This is a genomic window from Actinomadura viridis (assembly GCF_015751755.1).
In the GTDB taxonomy this organism is placed as follows: Bacteria; Actinomycetota; Actinomycetes; order Streptosporangiales; family Streptosporangiaceae; genus Spirillospora; species Spirillospora viridis.
Window position 1 is genome coordinate 4417206 of sequence record NZ_JADOUA010000001.1, and the last position, 15424, is coordinate 4432629.

Consider the following 15424-nt stretch of genomic DNA (forward strand, 5'->3'; position numbering starts at 1 on the left):
GGGACCTTCAGGCGGCGGGTTCGATCCTGAGGTCGCGGCCGAGGTCGGCGGTGACGGCGGCGTTGAGGGCGTAGGCGCGCTTCACCTCGGCGATGATCCGAGCGCGTTCCGCCGCGTCCCAGGGGGCGGCGTCCAGGAGTGCGCGGTAGCGGTCCTTGTAGCTCTTGGGCTTGGCGGGGAAGCGGTAGAACCGCACGCCGTCCTCACCGGCCGCCAGGCCGAGGATCCGGCGCGCCTGCAGGCCGATGTACTGCCCGCCGGACAGGTCGCCGAGGTAGCGGGTGTAGTGGTGGGCGACGAAGCCGCCGGGCCAGTCGAAGCAGACCTGGCGCAGGCGTTCGCAGTAGCGGCGGGTGGCGGGCAGGCCGCCCAGGCCATCCCGCCAGCCGGGCCCGTAGAGGAAGGCGAGGTCGGCTTCGAGGGCCTCGCGCCTGCGCAGGCCGTCCAGGAGGAAGGGGGCGGCGACGGGGTCGCCGGCCATCCGGTCGGCGGCCTGTTCGAGGAGGACGTAGACGGGGTGGAGCTGGGCGACCAGCGCGGCGTACTCCTCGCGCCCGAGGCGGCCGTCGAACAGCGCGGCCATGTAGGAGGAACCCTCGTTGTCGCCGTGGTCGCTCCGGGTGGCCTCGCGCAGTTCCGCCGCGAAGCCCTGGCCGGGCTCGCCTGTGTCCGGCACGTGTCCTCCGTCCGCTCGCCGTCCGGGCGCCTTTCCCGACGCCCTGTCGGATACTTTAGCGACAGGGCGTCGGAAAATCACCGCCCTGCTTTATCCGATTTCGTCCGTTCTCGTCCGGTCGTGCTCGTTCTCGTCCGGTCGTGCTCGATCTCGCGTGGAAGGGGGTCAGTGGCCGGCACGGGCGGCCGGGCCGAGCGCGGCGCGCGCCTCGGCCGCCATGCGGACGACCTCGTGGCGCACCTGGGCCCGCTCGGTCAGCCTCCGGCTCCACGGGATCCGGACCGGCACCTCGCGCCCGGCACCGCCGCTCCCGGCGCCCGAGCCGCCCTCCTGGCCCTCGTCGCCCGGGGGCTCGCCCGCGGGGTCCATGAGGGCGACGAAGTCGATCCCGTCGGCGTCCAGCCCGGTCATCCGGGCGGCGTGCGCACCGGGCCGCCCGCCCAGGGCCCGGCAGATCGCGGCGCAGTCCTCGGCATGGTCGTCGTTCATGTGCCGGGTGATCTGCCGCACCACGTCCTCATCGAATGGGTTATTGCCGTCCATATACCTACCTTCCGGACTTGGCTTGGTAGGTAACCCTAACCGGTCGGCTCCCGGATCGAACCGGGGCGGTCCGCGGCCCGTGGCTCAGGGCGCACGCCGGCCACCCGCCCGCGGGGTCCGGACTCCCCCCGCGGACGGCCGGTTCCGGGGTCCGCGCCCGGGTGTCAGGCGACCGAGGAGTAGGCCACCACGCCGCGGCGCATGGCGTCCATGGCCTTGCGCGCGGTCTTGCGGATGTGGCTGTTGGGCGGGGCGGCGTCGGCGACCTGGCCGAGCAGGTCCAGCAGCTGCTTGACGGCGCGGACGAAGTCGCCCGCGGTCATGTCGGTCTCCAGCAGCACCGCGTCCAGCTCCTGGCCCTTGGCCCAGCGGTAGGCGGTCCAGGCGAAGCCGAGGTCGGGCTCGCGCAGGAACGACACCCGGTTGTCCTTCTCGATGGCGTCGAGCTCCCCCCACAGCCGCACCATGGCGGCCAGGGCGTCACGGGTGGGCCCGGTGGGGGTCTTGGGCGGGGCGGCGTCGTCGGGCTGCCGCGACTCGTACACCAGGGCGGACACGCAGGCGGCCAGCTCGGCGGGGTCGAGACCTTCCCAGATCCCCGCGCGCAGGCTCTCGGCGGTGAGCAGGTCCAGCTCGTTGTAGATGCGGCCCAGGCGGCGGCCCTCGTCGGTGACGGTGTCGCCCTCCAGGTAGCCGAGCTGCTGCAGGACGCCGCAGACGCGGTCGAAGGTGCGGGCGATGACCTGGGAGCGGCCTTCGACGCGGCGCCGCAGCTGCTCGGTCTCGCGTTCGAGGCGGAAGAAGCGTTCGGCCCAGCGGGCGTGGTCCTCGCGCTGGTCGCAGCCGTGCACGGGGTGGGCGCGCAGCTCGGCGCGCAGCCGGGCGATCTCGCCGTCGTCGGTGGCGGGGGTGTCGCGGTGGCGGCGGCGTTCGCGGACGTCGTCGGGGACCTTGTTGCGGAGGGTGGAGGCCAGGTCGCGGCGGGCCTGGGGGTTGCGCGGGGTGAACGACTTGGGGATGCGGATCCGGTCGACCGGTTCGACGGCGCGGGGGAAGTCCTGGATGGACAGCCGCTGCACGGACCGGTTGACGGTGAGGACGAGGGGGGCGGGGCCGTCGGAGCGGCGGCCGACGCCGGGGTCCAGGACGACGGCGAGGCCGGAGCGGCGGCCGGAGGGGACCAGGATGACATCGCCGGGACGCAGGTGCTCCAGGGACCGGGCGGCCTCGGCGCGGCGGGCGGAGGAGCGTTCGCGTGACAGCTCGGCCTCGCGGTCCGACAGCCGGCGGCGCAGCGCGGCGTACTCCATGAAGTCGCCCAGGTGGCATTCGGCGGCCTTGGCGTAGCCGGCGAGGGCCTCCTCGTTCTTGTGGACCTGCCGGGCGAGGCCGACGACGGCGCGATCGGCCTGGAACTGGGCGAAGGACTCCTCCAGCAGGGTCCGGGCGCGTTCGACGCCGACGGCGCCGACGAGGTTGACCGCCATGTTGTAGGAGGGCCGGAAGCTGGAGTTGAGCGGGTAGGTGCGGGTGCCGGCGAGCCCGGCGACCGAGGAGGGGTCGACGCTGGGGCTCCAGATGACCACGGCGTGGCCTTCGACGTCGATGCCGCGGCGCCCGGCGCGGCCGGTGAGCTGGGTGTACTCGCCGGGGGTGAGGTCGACGTGGGCCTCGCCGTTCCACTTGTCGAGCTTTTCGATCAGGACGGTCCGGGCGGGCATGTTGATGCCCAGCGCCAGGGTCTCGGTGGCGAAGACGGCCTTGATCAGCCCGCGGGTGAACAGCTCCTCGACGATCTCCTTGAAGGTGGGCAGCATCCCGGCGTGGTGGGCGGCGATCCCGCGTTCCAGACCGGTGAGGAAGTCGTCGTAGCCCAGTACGCGCAGGTCGTCGACGGCCATGTCCGCGGTGCGCAGCTCGGCGTGCGCGCGGATCTCCTCCGACTCCTCCTTGGAGGTCAGCCGCAGCCCGGCGTTCAGGCACTGCAGGACGGCGGCGTCGCAGCCGGCGCGGCTGAACACGAAGGTGATGGCGGGCAGCAGCCCGGCGCGTTCGAGCCGTTCGATGACGTCGGGGCGGGCGGGCGGCCGGAACCGCTGGGGGCGGGGGGCGCGGCGGCGGCCGGTGCGGCGGCCCTGGTTGACCTTGGCGCGGCGGACCTCCTCGACCGCCATGCGCTGCAGCTGCGGGTTGATGCGGGCCTGCCGGTCCTTGCCGCGGCCGGTGTCGACGAACAGGTCGTAGAGGCGGGTGCCGACCATCATGTGCTGGAACAGCGGGACGGGCCGGTGCTCGTCGACGATCACGGCGGTGTCGCCGCGGACGGCCTGCAGCCATTCGCCGAACTCCTCGGCGTTGCTGACGGTGGCCGACAGCGCGACGATCCGCACCGAGTCGGGGACGTGGATGATGACCTCTTCCCAGACCGCGCCGCGGAACCGGTCGGCGAGGTAGTGGACCTCGTCCATCACCACGAACGCCAGGCCGGCCAGGGTCGGCGACCCGGCGTAGAGCATGTTGCGCAGGACCTCGGTGGTCATGACCACGATCGGGGCCTCGCCGTTGACGCTGTTGTCGCCGGTGAGCAGGCCGACCTTCTCGGGGCCGTAGCGGCGGACCAGGTCGGCGTACTTCTGGTTGGACAGCGCCTTGATCGGCGTGGTGTAGAAGCACTTGCTCCCGCCGGTCAGGGCGAGGTGGACCGCGAACTCCCCGACCACGGTCTTGCCCGAGCCGGTGGGCGCGGCGACCAGCACGCCGCTTCCGCCCTCCAGCACCCGGCATGCCTCGATCTGGAACGGGTCCAGGTCGAAGTCGTAGAGGGTCTTGAAGTCCAGGAGGGCGGGGCCGTTCCCGGCGGTGCGCTGGCGGTAGGCGGCGTACCGCTGCGCCGGGGACCCGGCGGCCGACTGCGTGTCGGGGGTGGTCATGCCTCGAGCCTACGGTTTGGACCGGCCCGATTCCCAATTCGGGACCGATTCATCGCCCGGAACTTCATCACCCGGAACCGGTCGTGCCCCTGACCTGCGCGGGCGCGGGGGTCAGCGGCTGGTCTTCTCGTCCTTGCCCAGTTCGGCTTCGTCCAGCTCGGCGTCGATCCGCTCCAGGTCGAGCGGGGACGCCTCGTCGTCCGCCAGCCCTTCGTAGGGATCGGGGCGGTTGGCGCGGCGACGGTCGTTGAGGAAGGCCAGCAGCGCCGCGACCTCGAAGAGCAGGACGGTCGGCAGGGCCAGGGCGAGCATGGTGAACGGGTCGGCGCTGGGGGTGGCGACCGCGGAGAACACGAAGATCCCAAAGATGATCATCCGCTGGGAGCGGCGGATCCGCTGGGAGCTGAGCACTCCGGCCAGGTTGAGGATGACCACGAACAGCGGCAGCTCGAAGGTCAGCCCGAACACCAGCAGCATCGCCAGCACGTAGCCGAGATAGTGGTCGACGGTGATCAGCGCCGCCACGTCGTCGGGCACGAACCCCAGGAAGATCGACAGGCCCTTGTCGACGGTGACGTAGGCCAGCGCGGTGCCCACGAAGAACAGCGGGATCGCCGCGCCCATGAACACGTACGTCCAGCGCCGTTCCTTGCGGTACAGCCCGGGCGCGACGAACGCCCACAGCTGGAACAGCCAGACCGGCGAGGACACGACCAGCCCCAGGATGAACGCGATCTTCAGCCTCAGGAAGAAGGAGGAGAAGATGCCGTTGACCACCAGGGAACATTTGCCGTTGAGGTCCTTGGACGCATCCAGCGCGCAGTAGGGCTCCTTCAGGAAGTCCCAGACCGGCCCGAAGAAGATCCAGCCGATGATCGTGCCGACCAGCAGCGCCAGGATCGCCTTGATCATGCGGTTGCGCAGTTCCCGCAGGTGGTCCATCAGGGGCATGCGGCCCTCGGGATCGACGGCCTGCCGCGTCATCAGCTTCATGGTGGGCACCCTGGAGTCGCTCTCGCCGTCCTTCGTCGGGGGGAGGGGCGGATCAGGAGGTCTTGCGGGCGTTGTAGTCCGAAACGGGGACACCCTCGATCGGCTCACCGGAGGGAAGGGCCCCCTGGCGGCGAGGCTGCTCCTGCCCGGCGGCCTCGCGCTCGAGCCGGGCGGCCTCCTCGCGGAGCCGGGCGGCGCGGTCGCGGGGGTCCTCGGCGGGCGCCGGGGAGGGCTGCGCGGAAGACTGCGCGGGGGCGGCGGCGCTCTTGTCGGCGGCCTTGTCGTCGTCATCGTCGTCGCGCAGGCCCTTGGTCTCGGCCTTCAGGATGCGCGCCGACTTGCCCAGCGACCTCGCCAGCTGCGGCAGCTTGGCCGATCCGAAGATCAGAACGACGACCAGCAGGATGATGAGCAGCTCAGGGGTTCCGATGTTCGGCATGTGAGTCCTCTTCAGCAGCGTGGTACTTACGACGATCGTACGCCGTCATCCGTCTCCCGCGCCTCGCGGGTTTCCTGCAGATCTCGGAGTTCATCGCGGAGCGCGGAGTGTTGGGGGCCCAGCCGCCGCCGCGTCCGTTCCAGTTCACGTCCCAGTGCCCGCACGCCCAGGTAGACCTTGAACGAGCACACCGCGAGCACGGCCAGGCCGGCGAAGCCCAGCGCCACCGATATCCCAGCCCACTCCACGTCGGTCACGGTAGCCGAAATCCTCAGACGGTGTCGTACTGGGCGAGGGCCCGGGCGGCGTCGGCGCGGACGTCGCCGGCCAGGGCGGCGGGGGCGATGATGCGGCCCTGGTCGCCCAGCCGCAGCGCCAGCCCCCGCACCCAGCGGGTGTCGGGGGTGCGCAGGGTGATCCGCAGCCGCCCCTCGCCCAGTTCCCGGACGCTCTCGCACGGGTAGTAGTCGGCGACCCAGCGGCCCTGCGGGGTGAGCTCGAAGGTCACCACGACGTCGTCGGGCGAGGGCCGGAACAGCCCGGCGTCCACGTCGCGAGGTTCGGCGCCGTCGGGGACCTCGGCGGGCACCTCTAGGCGGGTGAGGCCGGTGATGCGGTCGAGGCGGAACAGCCGTACCGCCTCGGCGCGGCGGCACCAGCCCTCCAGGTAGGTGTTGCCCTCGACGACCAGCAGACGCATGGGGTCGACGTCGCGTTCGGTGTTCTCGTCGCGGGCGGGCACGTAGTAGGACAGGTGGACGCGGCGTCCGGCGGCGATCGCGGCGCGCAGCCGGCCGAGGGTGTCGCCGCGGGCGTCCACCTCCACCGCGACCTGGCTGCTGACCGCGGCGGCGGCGCCGGCCGCGTCCTCCAGCTTGGCGATCACGCGGCTGAGGGCGTCGCGGTCCTGCAGGTCGGGGATGCCCGCCAGCATGCGCAGCGCCACCAGCAGGGCGCTGGCCTCGTCGACCTTCAGCCGCAGCGGGCGGGCGATCGCCTCGGCCTCGGCGACGATGATCTCCCCGCCCTCGTAGGACAGGTCGATCGGGCAGTAGGGGTCGGGGGCGCGCAGTTCCACGCACCACAGCAGGTTGAGGTCGTCGATGAGCTGTTTCTCGGTGACGCCGAACGCGGCGGCGGCCTGGTCCAGGTCCACCGAGTCGCGGCTGACCACGTAGGGGACCAGGGCCAGGAGCCGGGCCAGCCGGTCGGTGGAGGTCGTCGGGGCCTTGACGGCCCGGGTGGCGGTCCTGGCCGCGGCCGCCGGGCGGGCCGTACCCCCGTGCGCCGTGGACACGGGCGGGGCGGACACGGGCGGGGCGGCCACGGGCGGCGCGGCGGTCTCCTCGGTTCCGGTGGTGGTCGGGGTCGTCTTCGCGGTCATCTCGTCCTCGCGCTCGTCGGTTCCCGGCGTCCGCCCTCCGGGCGCTCCCGGGTGTCGGGGGTCTCGGGGATCGCCGCCCGGGCCGTCGTCCCGGGGGGCCGCCGGCGGGGCCGTCACCGGTCCGCCGCGACGGCCGGCTCGCCCCCGTCCCCGTCCGCCGCCAGGATCGACTTCAGCTGCTGGATGACCGCCTCGCGCAGGTCGGGCGGGTCCAGCACCACCAGGTCGTCGGCGAACCGGGCCAGGTAGGGCGCGAAACGGTCGACGTCACGGAAGGTCAGGACCGCCTCGTCCCAGGCGCCGTCGCCCACCGGCCGCACGTCCCTGGCCCAGCGGCGCGGCCCGTGCGCGGCGTTCGCCCGCAGCCGCACCGTCGCCGGCCTCGGCTCGGCGAGCGGCTCGCTGCGGTCGAAGGCGATACGGCGGACGTCGACCCCCTCGGGGACGGTCACGCTGCCGGGCGGGCCGTCGGCGGCGACCTCGCCGGTGATGCGGCTGAGCCGGAACACCCGGGTCTGGCCGCGGTCGCGGTCGTGGCCGACGACGTACCAGCGGCCACGGCGGCTGACCACTCCCCACGGCTCCAGGTGCCGCCGCGCCGCCGACGTCCGGCCGACGCCCTGGTAGTCGAAGCTGACCGGCCGCCCGTCCCGGACCGCCTCCCACAGCGCCGGGAAGGAGGGGTCGCCGGTGTCCACGCGCGGCTCGATGCCCACGGCGCTGGAGGCGTCGGTCTCCACCCCGGCGGCGCGCAGCTTCAGCAGCGCGCCGGAGGCGGCGTCGGCCATGCTCGCCCGCTGCCACACCCGGGCGGCCAGGCCCAGCACGGCGGCCTCGTCGGGCGTCAGGTGCAGGTCGGGAAGCTCGTAGTCCTGCGGCGGGATCCGGTAGCCGATCTCCTCGCCGCCGCCCCCGCCCTGGTCACTGCCGACCTCCAGCGGGACGCCCAGCTCGCGCAACTCCTCCTTGTCGCGTTCGAACATCCGCTTGAACGCCTCGTCGGAGTCGGGGTACCCGGGAACCGCCCGCCGGATCTGCTCGGCCGTCAGGTAGCGCCGTGTGGCGAGCAGGCAGACCACCAGGTTGAGCAGGCGCTCGGTCTTACGCCGCGACACTTCGCCACCACCACCTCTTCGTCGATGAGCCCAGGGCTCCGGTTTCGGACGGCCGCTCGGGCGACACCGTCGCGGCCGGACACGTTGTGGGCGAACATCGTCCGTCCCCCGCCTCACCCGTGTGCAGGACGCTACCGTTTCCTTGTGATCCGATGGCGTAAAGGCACGGTAGAAAGCATCCGCCGGGAATGGCCGGGGGCGGTCGAACTGGACGTCACGATCGGGGGCGACGGCTCGCACCGGGCCCTGGCCTACCCCCGGCTGGTGGGGCGTCCCGAACCGGGCGACACCGTCCTGCTCAACACTACGGCCTTGGCGATGGGCCTGGGTACGGGCGGCTACGCGATGGTGGTCGCGATCCCCGACCGCCTGCCACCCGACCCGGAGGGGCCGGGACACCTGGTGAAGGCCCGCTACACCCCGTTGCAGGCCACCGTCCTCGGCGCCGACGAGCAGGACTCCCCCCACCACGCGGTGCTGCGGGAGGCCGACTCGCTGGAGGGCGCCCCGGTGATCGTGGCCGACCTCCACTCGGCGCTGCCGCCGATCCTGGCGGGCCTGCTGGCGGCGCGGCCCGGAACCCGCGTGGTGTACGTGATGCCCGACGGCGGGGCGCTGCCCGCGTGGTTCTCCATGTCCATCGCCCGGCTGAAGGACGCGGGGGCGCTGGCGGCGACCGTCACGGCCGGCCAGGCGTTCGGCGGCGACCTGGAGGCGGTGACCGTGCACACCGGCCTGCTGGCCGCCCGCCTGGTCCTGGACGCGGAGGTGATCGTCCTGGCCCAGGGGCCGGGGAACCTGGGAACGGGCACCACCTGGGGTTTCTCGGGGGTGTCGGCCGGAGAGGCGATCAACGCGGCGGCGGTGCTGTCGGGGCGGCCGGTCGGCTCGCTGCGGGTCAGCGAGGGCGACCTGCGCGAGCGGCACATCGGGGTGTCCCACCACAGCCTGACCGCCTACGGGCGGGTGGCGCTGGCGCGGGCGCAGATCGCGGTCCCCGAGCTCGGCGGCGGGTTCGGCGCCCGGGTCGCCGGTGAGGCCGCCGCCCTGGGCGACCGGCACGAGCTGGTCCCGGTCCCGGTGGACGGCCTCCACGAGACCCTGCGCGAGGCGGAGAAGGAGTGGGGGGTGCGGCTGTCGACGATGGGCCGCCGCCTGGACGAGGACCTGGCCTACTTCCTCACGGCCGCCGCCGCCGGGCGCCACACCGCCACCCTCCTCTGAGCCCGCCCCGCCTCGCCCGCCTCGTCCCGCCTCGTCCCGCCTCGTCCGTCCGTGGGTGGTGGGTGGAATGGCTGCGGGCCGGGATCTGACGGCGGCTTGGGGCGGCTCGGCGGCTCAGGAGGACGGGGCTCAGGAGGGTATGAGCGCGCCTTCGGGCGTGTAGGTCTCACGGAAGGGCGGTCCATGTCGTCCATCACGTGCCCGGCCGGTCCCGGTGCGAACCGGCCCGGCCCTCAGTGGGCCCCCAGGACGTCCACCACGAACACCAAGGTGTCATCCCCCTTGATCCCCGCCTGCGCCAGCCCCTTCGCCGCGTACCCGAGCGAAGGCGGCACCACCAGCAGCAACCGGCTCCCCACCCGCTGCCCCACCAGCGCCTGATCCCAGCCCTTCATCACCTGGCCGGTCCCGATCGTGGCCGCGTAGGGCCGGCCGCTCTTCCACGACGAATCGAAGACCCGACCGTCACGCCAGAACGCCCCCACATACTGCAGAGCCAGCAACTCCCCCTTACGGACCGCCTCCCCCTCCCCCTGCACCAGGGTGCGGACCTGCAGCCCCCTGGGCGCCGCGACACGCGGCACCGTCACCACCGGCGCCTTCCCCTCCTCCACCGGCCCGACCCGCGGCAACCGCGGATCGTCCAGCGGCTGCGGCCGCCCCTTCGCCACCGCCGTCCTCGCATAGACCGCCCGCACGTCCAGCACGTACACCAGCGTGTCCCCCGCACCCACCTGATGCTGGGTGGCGCCCTTGTCGCCGTAACCGTCCCCAGGCGGGATCTTGGCCACCACCCGGCCACCGACCCGCGCCCCCTCCAGTGCCTTCTCCAGCCCCGGCACCAGCCGCCCGGTCGGGAACGCCCCGGGCCGCCCCGCGATGAAACTGTTGGCCAGCAGCTTGCTGCCGTCCTTGCTCCACCGGTAGCCCACGTAGTCGGCGACCACGAGATCACCCTTACGCGCCCGGGCCCCCTTCCCGTCCACCACGGTCTTGACCGCCAGCTCCCCGCCCGGCGGCTCCTTGGGGAACGCCACATCCGGGCGGACACCGAAAGACCCCTTCACCGCCACCTCGACGTCATCCGACCCCGACGAACAGGCACCGGCCAGGAGCAAAGGGGCGGCCAGCGCGACGGCCGCGGGCAGAACGGGAAGTCGACGGCGCATACGGGTCCTTCTACGGTGGCGAGCGCAACTGCGCGCTCACCCTACCCCCCAGGTGACCCGCCGGTAGCCCCGAACGCGCAGCATGGCGGCCACCGGCGGCACCACGGGCCACCGGCGGCCGCACACCCGGCTCACATCCCGGCGATGAGCTTGTCCACCCGCTCGTCCACCGACCGGAACGGGTCCTTGCACAGCACCGTCCGCTGCGCCTGGTCGTTCAGCTTCAGATGCACCCAGTCCACCGTGAAATCACGGCGCTTCTCCTGCGCCCGCCGGATGAACTCCCCGCGCAACCGCGCCCGCGTCGTCTGCGGCGGCACCGACTTGGCCTCGAAGATCGCCAGATCCCGCGCCACCCGCTCCACCGAACCCCGCTTCTCCAGCAGGTAGTACAACCCCCGATCACGATGCACATCGTGATACGCCAGATCCAGCTGAGCCACCCGCGGCGACGACAACGGCAGATCGTACTTGCGCCGGTACCGCTCGATCAGCTGGTACTTCGTCACCCAGTCGATCTCCCGCGAGACCAGATCCAGATCACCGGTCTCCACCGCCCGCAGCGTCCGCTCCCACAGATCCAGCACCCGCGCCGCCACCGCGTCGCCGCCCCGCCGGTCCACGAAGTCCTTGGCCTTGCCGAAGTACTCCTTCTGGATCTCCAGCGAACTGGCCTCCCGCCCGTTGGCCAGCCGCACCTTCCGCCGGCCCGTCATGTCATGACTGACCTCCCGGATCGCCCGGATCGGGTTCTCCAGCGTCAGATCACGCATCACCACCCCGGCCTCGATCATCCGCAGCACCAGATCGGTCGCACCGACCTTCAGCAGCATCGTGGTCTCGCTCATGTTGGAGTCCCCAACGATCACGTGCAGCCGCCGGAACCGCTCCGCGTCGGCGTGCGGCTCGTCCCGCGTGTTGATGATCGGCCGGGACCGCGTCGTCGCCGACGACACCCCCTCCCAGATGTGCTCGGCGCGCTGCGACACGCAGTACACCGCACCCCGCGGCGTCTGCAGCACCTTCCCCGCCCCGCAGATGATCTGCCGCGTCACCAGGTACGGGATCAGCACGTCCGCCAGCCGCCCGAACTCGCCGTGCCGCCCCACCAGATAGTTCTCATGGCACCCGTAGGAGTTGCCGGCCGAATCGGTGTTGTTCTTGAACAGGTAGATGTCGCCGGCGATGCCCTCCTCCCGCAGACGCCGCTCGGCGTCCACCAGAAGGCCCTCCAGGATCCGCTCGCCCGCCTTGTCATGCGTCACCAGATCGATGACGCTGTCGCACTCGGGCGTGGCGTACTCGGGGTGGCTTCCCACGTCCAGGTAGAGCCGCGCGCCGTTGCGCAGGAACACGTTGCTGCTACGGCCCCACGACACCACCCGGCGGAACAGGTAACGGGCCACCTCATCGGGTGACAACCGCCGCTGCCCGCGGAAGGTGCAGGTGACGCCGTACTCGTTCTCAAGCCCGAAGATGCGCCTGTCCACACCGTGAGCCTATGCGGCCAAGGCCCGTCTTGGCAGTCTCTGATGCCCCTCGTTTCACCCGGGCACACACCGGCACGCGGCACGCCGGCGGCGTGGGGCGCGTCAATGGCCGGGGCCTTTACGTTGTAGATCAATAAGTTGGGGCGGAGGAACCGAGAACCCCACCCCACAACGGCGAACGGGCCGGCGGCCAACACCACCGGCCCGCCCCCACCAGGCGAACTACTCCTCGGAACCCTCCGAGCCCTCCGAGCCCTCGCCCGAACCCGCACCGTCCGCCTCATTCAGCAGACGCTCGATCCGCGCCGCCGGCAACGCCTTGAACAGACGATGCTCCCGATGACGATCCAGCACCGCCACCTCCAGAGACTTCGCCTCCAGATGACGATCCGCGTCCTGCGCCTCCAGCGAACGCACCGCCACCCGCAACGCCTCCGCCAGCGGCATCCCCTCCCGGTAGCGCTCCTTCAACACCTGCGCCACCGCCTCGGCCTGCCCGCCCATCGCCACGTAACCGTGCTCATCGGCCACCGACCCATCGAACGTCAGCCGGTAGATCTGATCCGTCTCCGCACTGTCACCCACCTCCGCCACGACCAACTCCACCTCATACGGCTTGTTGGTCTCCGTGAAGATCGTGCCCAGCGACTGCGCGTACACGTTCGCCAGCCCCCGCGCCGTCACATCACGCCGGTCGTACTGGTACCCGTTCACATCGGCGTACCGCACCCCGCCCAGCCGCAGGTTCTCGAACTCGTTGTACTTCCCCACCGCCGCGAACGCGATCCGATCATAGATCTCACTGATCTTGTGCAGCGCCCGGGACGGATTGTCGGCCACGAACAGGATGCCGTCCTCATACTGCAGCACCACCACACTGCGGCCCCGCGCGATGCCCTTACGCGCGTAATCCGCCTTGTCCTTCATCTGCTGTTCGGGCGACACATAGAACGGCATGGACACCGGTCTGGATCCCTTCTATCGCAGCGGGGCGGTCGGCCCGCCCGGCGAGTCGTAACGTCCCTCGACCACGGTCTGCGCCACAGCGCCCACCTCGTCCTCCCCCAGCCGGCGATACCCCTCGTCCGACACCACCGCCACCACAGGGAAGATCCGCCGAGCCATGTCCGGACCACCCGTCGCCGAATCATCATCGGCCGCGTCGTACAACGCCTGCACGCACACCAGCGCCGCGTCCTCAGCCGACAGATCCGCCCGGAACAGCTTCTTCAGCGCCCCCCGCGCGTACACCGACCCCGAGCCGATCGAATGGAACTCCCGCTCCTCATACCGGCCACCCGCCGGATCGTAGGAGAAGATCCGCCCCTCGTCGCGCTCCTCGTCGTACCCCGCGAACAAAGGCACCACCGCCAGCCCCTGCATCGCCATCCCCAGGTTCCCCCGGACCAGCGTCGCCAGCCGATTGGCCTTACCCTCCACCGACAGCGTCCGGCCCTCACGCTTCTCGTAATGCTCCAGCTCCACCTGGAACAGCCGGATCAGCTCCATCCCGATCCCGGCCGTCCCCGCCATCGCGATCGCCGAGAACTCATCGGCCCGGAACACCTTCTCGATATCGCGCTGAGCGATCACGTTCCCCGCGGTCGCCCGCCGATCCCCCGCCATCACCACACCACCGGGGAACGTCACCGCCACGATCGTCGTCGCATGCGGGATCCCCTCCCCCACCGGCACCGCCGGCACCGGCCGCCGCCCCGGCAGCAGCTCCGGATTGTAGGACCCCAGGAACTCCGTGAACGACGACGTGTCGGGACTCAAGAACAACCCCGGCAGCCGTCCGGTGTGCGAATCGTGGGACGCCACGCGACTCCTTCCCTCCACCATGGCACCGGCTCCCCTCACCAACCCACCGGCGCTGACCACAACAGACCCTACTGTTCAACCAGCACCCACCGCATGCCACCAGTACCCTCCGCAGTCCGCCCACGGCGAACCCCCCACCGCCCACTACGATGACGACGTGGTGATGGGACCCCCAGGCCGGCCAGCCCGGCCGAACCCCCTCGGGCAACCGACATGGCCGAGCGCCCCCGGACAACCCGGCTGGCCCCCACAACGCCCCCCGTACAACCCACCACCCACCCAAGAAGACATCACCCTCCCACCCGACGCCGACCCCTTCACCGTCGCCGAACACCACACCCGCAACAACGTCACCGCCCCCTGGTGGCCCGCCTCCACCCCGATACAACGCCGCCAAACCCTCCACCCACACCTGCTCACCCTCACCGACCACAGCTGGTGGCTCTTCGCAGCCTGGACCCGCTGGTACCGCTGGCACCCCGCCGACAACCGCTGGTTCCCCTCACCACCCCCACAAGCCACCCACACCCGCCGAACCGCCACCCACGGCCCCACCCCACCCCCCATCCCCAACGAAATCCTCCCCACCGGCACCGACTACCTCACCGACTACGGACCACCCCTCGCCCTCGCAGGCAAACCCCCCTCCGGCGCCCTCACCTACCGCCTCCGCTCAGTCCTCTCCGAAGCCGCCCAAGCCCCACCGCACGACTACCCCCTCGGCTGGAACCACTTCCTCCACGGCACACCCAGCACCATCGCAGCCACCTGGAGCACCCTCCTCTGGTGCGCCAGCGTCCCCCTCTTCGACCCACACCTCCGACTCCTCGAACCCTGGCACCCCCACTTCGCCCCCCAACCCACCGCCACCCACACCAGACTCCACTGGCACACACCCCCACCCCTCCACACCATCATCGGCCTCTACGCCGAACGCCTCCGCGCAGGCCGCGCCGACGCCGCCGCCCAGCTCATCCGCTGCATGGTCATGACCGCCCAGGCACTACGCGACGACCCCCGCTTCCGCATCCGCGCCTCCGCCCTGCTCTCCATGATCGAACCCCTGCAGAGCAACCCCACCCTCGACCACCGCGCACTCCCCTACGGCGACCAGGTCCTCGAACGCGAATGGCGAAGCCGCTGCCCCGCCCCGCTCGCCGCCACCCTCTTCGCCGACTCCGCCCCCGGAGAGAACCTCCAACTCGCCTTCTACGACCTCGCCACCGCACTCCACCCCCTCTGCGGCGACCCCGACGACCCCACCACCTTCACCGAACCCCGCCACGCCGCCACCGCACTCCTCGCCGCCGACCTCGCCGGCTACCGCCCCGACCTCGCCACCCCCGTCGGCCGCTGGCTCGACCCCGAACTCCGCGCCCTTCTCACCGCCATCCTCAACGACGACACCCACCCGCTCCGCGCCCTCTGGCCCACCCCGACCAGCGACGACCCCGAAACCACACTGAAAGCCCTCAGCGCCGCCGCCGCACTCGGCTTCGCCTGGTGCCGCCTCGCCGGCGTCCCCGTCCCCCCGGCCGGCCTCACCGTCACCAACGCCCAGGCCGCCCACCTCGACACGCTCACCGACCCCACCTGAACCCAGCAGGACACGGTCACGCGAGCCGCGAGCCGCAGTC

The 15424-nt window shown here is 71.7% G+C and carries 14 protein-coding genes; 2 read left to right on the forward strand and 12 right to left on the reverse strand.

Features of this window, described 5'->3' with window-relative positions; genetic code table 11:
- Positions 1 to 7 precede the first annotated feature (7 nt).
- The 8 genes from IW256_RS20485 to IW256_RS20520 form a co-directional block, all read right to left on the reverse strand.
- Positions 8 to 676 carry a biliverdin-producing heme oxygenase gene (locus IW256_RS20485; RefSeq protein WP_197012526.1) on the reverse strand — a complete coding sequence of 223 codons (669 nt, stop codon included), beginning with the start codon at positions 674 to 676 and terminating at the stop codon, positions 8 to 10.
- 165 nt (positions 677 to 841) lie between these two features.
- Positions 842 to 1219 (reverse strand): DUF2470 domain-containing protein, encoded by a 378-nt coding sequence (locus tag IW256_RS20490; RefSeq protein WP_197012527.1) that lies wholly within the window; start codon positions 1217 to 1219, stop codon positions 842 to 844.
- Between the two features lie 164 nt (positions 1220 to 1383).
- Positions 1384 to 4149 carry a DEAD/DEAH box helicase gene (locus IW256_RS20495; RefSeq protein WP_197012528.1) on the reverse strand — a complete coding sequence of 922 codons (2766 nt, stop codon included), beginning with the start codon at positions 4147 to 4149 and terminating at the stop codon, positions 1384 to 1386.
- A 111-nt stretch (positions 4150 to 4260) separates the two neighbouring features.
- Complete coding sequence (gene tatC, locus IW256_RS20500) at positions 4261 to 5142, reverse strand: twin-arginine translocase subunit TatC (RefSeq protein ID WP_197012529.1); 882 nt, start codon at positions 5140 to 5142, stop codon at positions 4261 to 4263.
- 52 nt (positions 5143 to 5194) lie between these two features.
- Positions 5195 to 5581, reverse strand: a complete 387-nt coding sequence (gene tatA / locus IW256_RS42300) for a Sec-independent protein translocase subunit TatA (protein ID WP_197012530.1) — start codon at positions 5579 to 5581, stop codon at positions 5195 to 5197.
- 26 nt (positions 5582 to 5607) lie between these two features.
- Positions 5608 to 5838 (reverse strand): hypothetical protein, encoded by a 231-nt coding sequence (locus IW256_RS20510; protein ID WP_197012531.1) that lies wholly within the window; start codon positions 5836 to 5838, stop codon positions 5608 to 5610.
- A 14-nt stretch (positions 5839 to 5852) separates the two neighbouring features.
- Entirely contained in the window at positions 5853 to 6965 is a 1113-nt protein-coding gene (locus IW256_RS20515) for a helix-turn-helix transcriptional regulator (protein WP_197012532.1), read from the reverse strand.
- Positions 6966 to 7078: 113 nt separating this feature from the next.
- Complete coding sequence (locus IW256_RS20520; RefSeq protein WP_197012533.1) at positions 7079 to 8080, reverse strand: helix-turn-helix transcriptional regulator; 1002 nt, start codon at positions 8078 to 8080, stop codon at positions 7079 to 7081.
- A gap of 144 nt (positions 8081 to 8224) precedes the next feature.
- On the opposite strand from IW256_RS20520, the gene IW256_RS20525 reads away from it, so the two are divergent.
- Positions 8225 to 9304, forward strand: coding sequence for a DUF3866 family protein (locus tag IW256_RS20525; RefSeq protein WP_197012534.1), 1080 nt, complete (start codon positions 8225 to 8227; stop codon positions 9302 to 9304).
- Between the two features lie 233 nt (positions 9305 to 9537).
- On the opposite strand, the gene IW256_RS20530 is transcribed toward IW256_RS20525, so the two are convergent.
- The 4 genes from IW256_RS20530 to prcB all read right to left on the reverse strand — a co-directional run bounded on the left by IW256_RS20530 (position 9538) and on the right by prcB (position 13808).
- Positions 9538 to 10473 carry an FKBP-type peptidyl-prolyl cis-trans isomerase gene (locus IW256_RS20530; RefSeq protein WP_197012535.1) on the reverse strand — a complete coding sequence of 312 codons (936 nt, stop codon included), beginning with the start codon at positions 10471 to 10473 and terminating at the stop codon, positions 9538 to 9540.
- Between the two features lie 131 nt (positions 10474 to 10604).
- Positions 10605 to 11963: a Pup--protein ligase gene (gene pafA / locus IW256_RS20535; RefSeq protein ID WP_197012536.1), complete on the reverse strand. Its 1359-nt coding sequence runs from the start codon at positions 11961 to 11963 to the stop codon at positions 10605 to 10607.
- 222 nt (positions 11964 to 12185) lie between these two features.
- Positions 12186 to 12920 (reverse strand): proteasome subunit alpha, encoded by a 735-nt coding sequence (gene prcA, locus IW256_RS20540; RefSeq protein ID WP_197016430.1) that lies wholly within the window; start codon positions 12918 to 12920, stop codon positions 12186 to 12188.
- A gap of 21 nt (positions 12921 to 12941) precedes the next feature.
- A complete protein-coding gene (prcB, locus tag IW256_RS20545) occupies positions 12942 to 13808 on the reverse strand; it encodes a proteasome subunit beta (protein WP_197012537.1) in 867 nt (288 codons plus the stop codon).
- A 136-nt stretch (positions 13809 to 13944) separates the two neighbouring features.
- Here prcB and IW256_RS41295 point away from each other — a divergent pair, with 136 nt between their 5' ends.
- Positions 13945 to 15384, forward strand: a complete 1440-nt coding sequence (locus IW256_RS41295; RefSeq protein WP_231403859.1) for a hypothetical protein — start codon at positions 13945 to 13947, stop codon at positions 15382 to 15384.
- Positions 15385 to 15424: the final 40 nt, after the last annotated feature.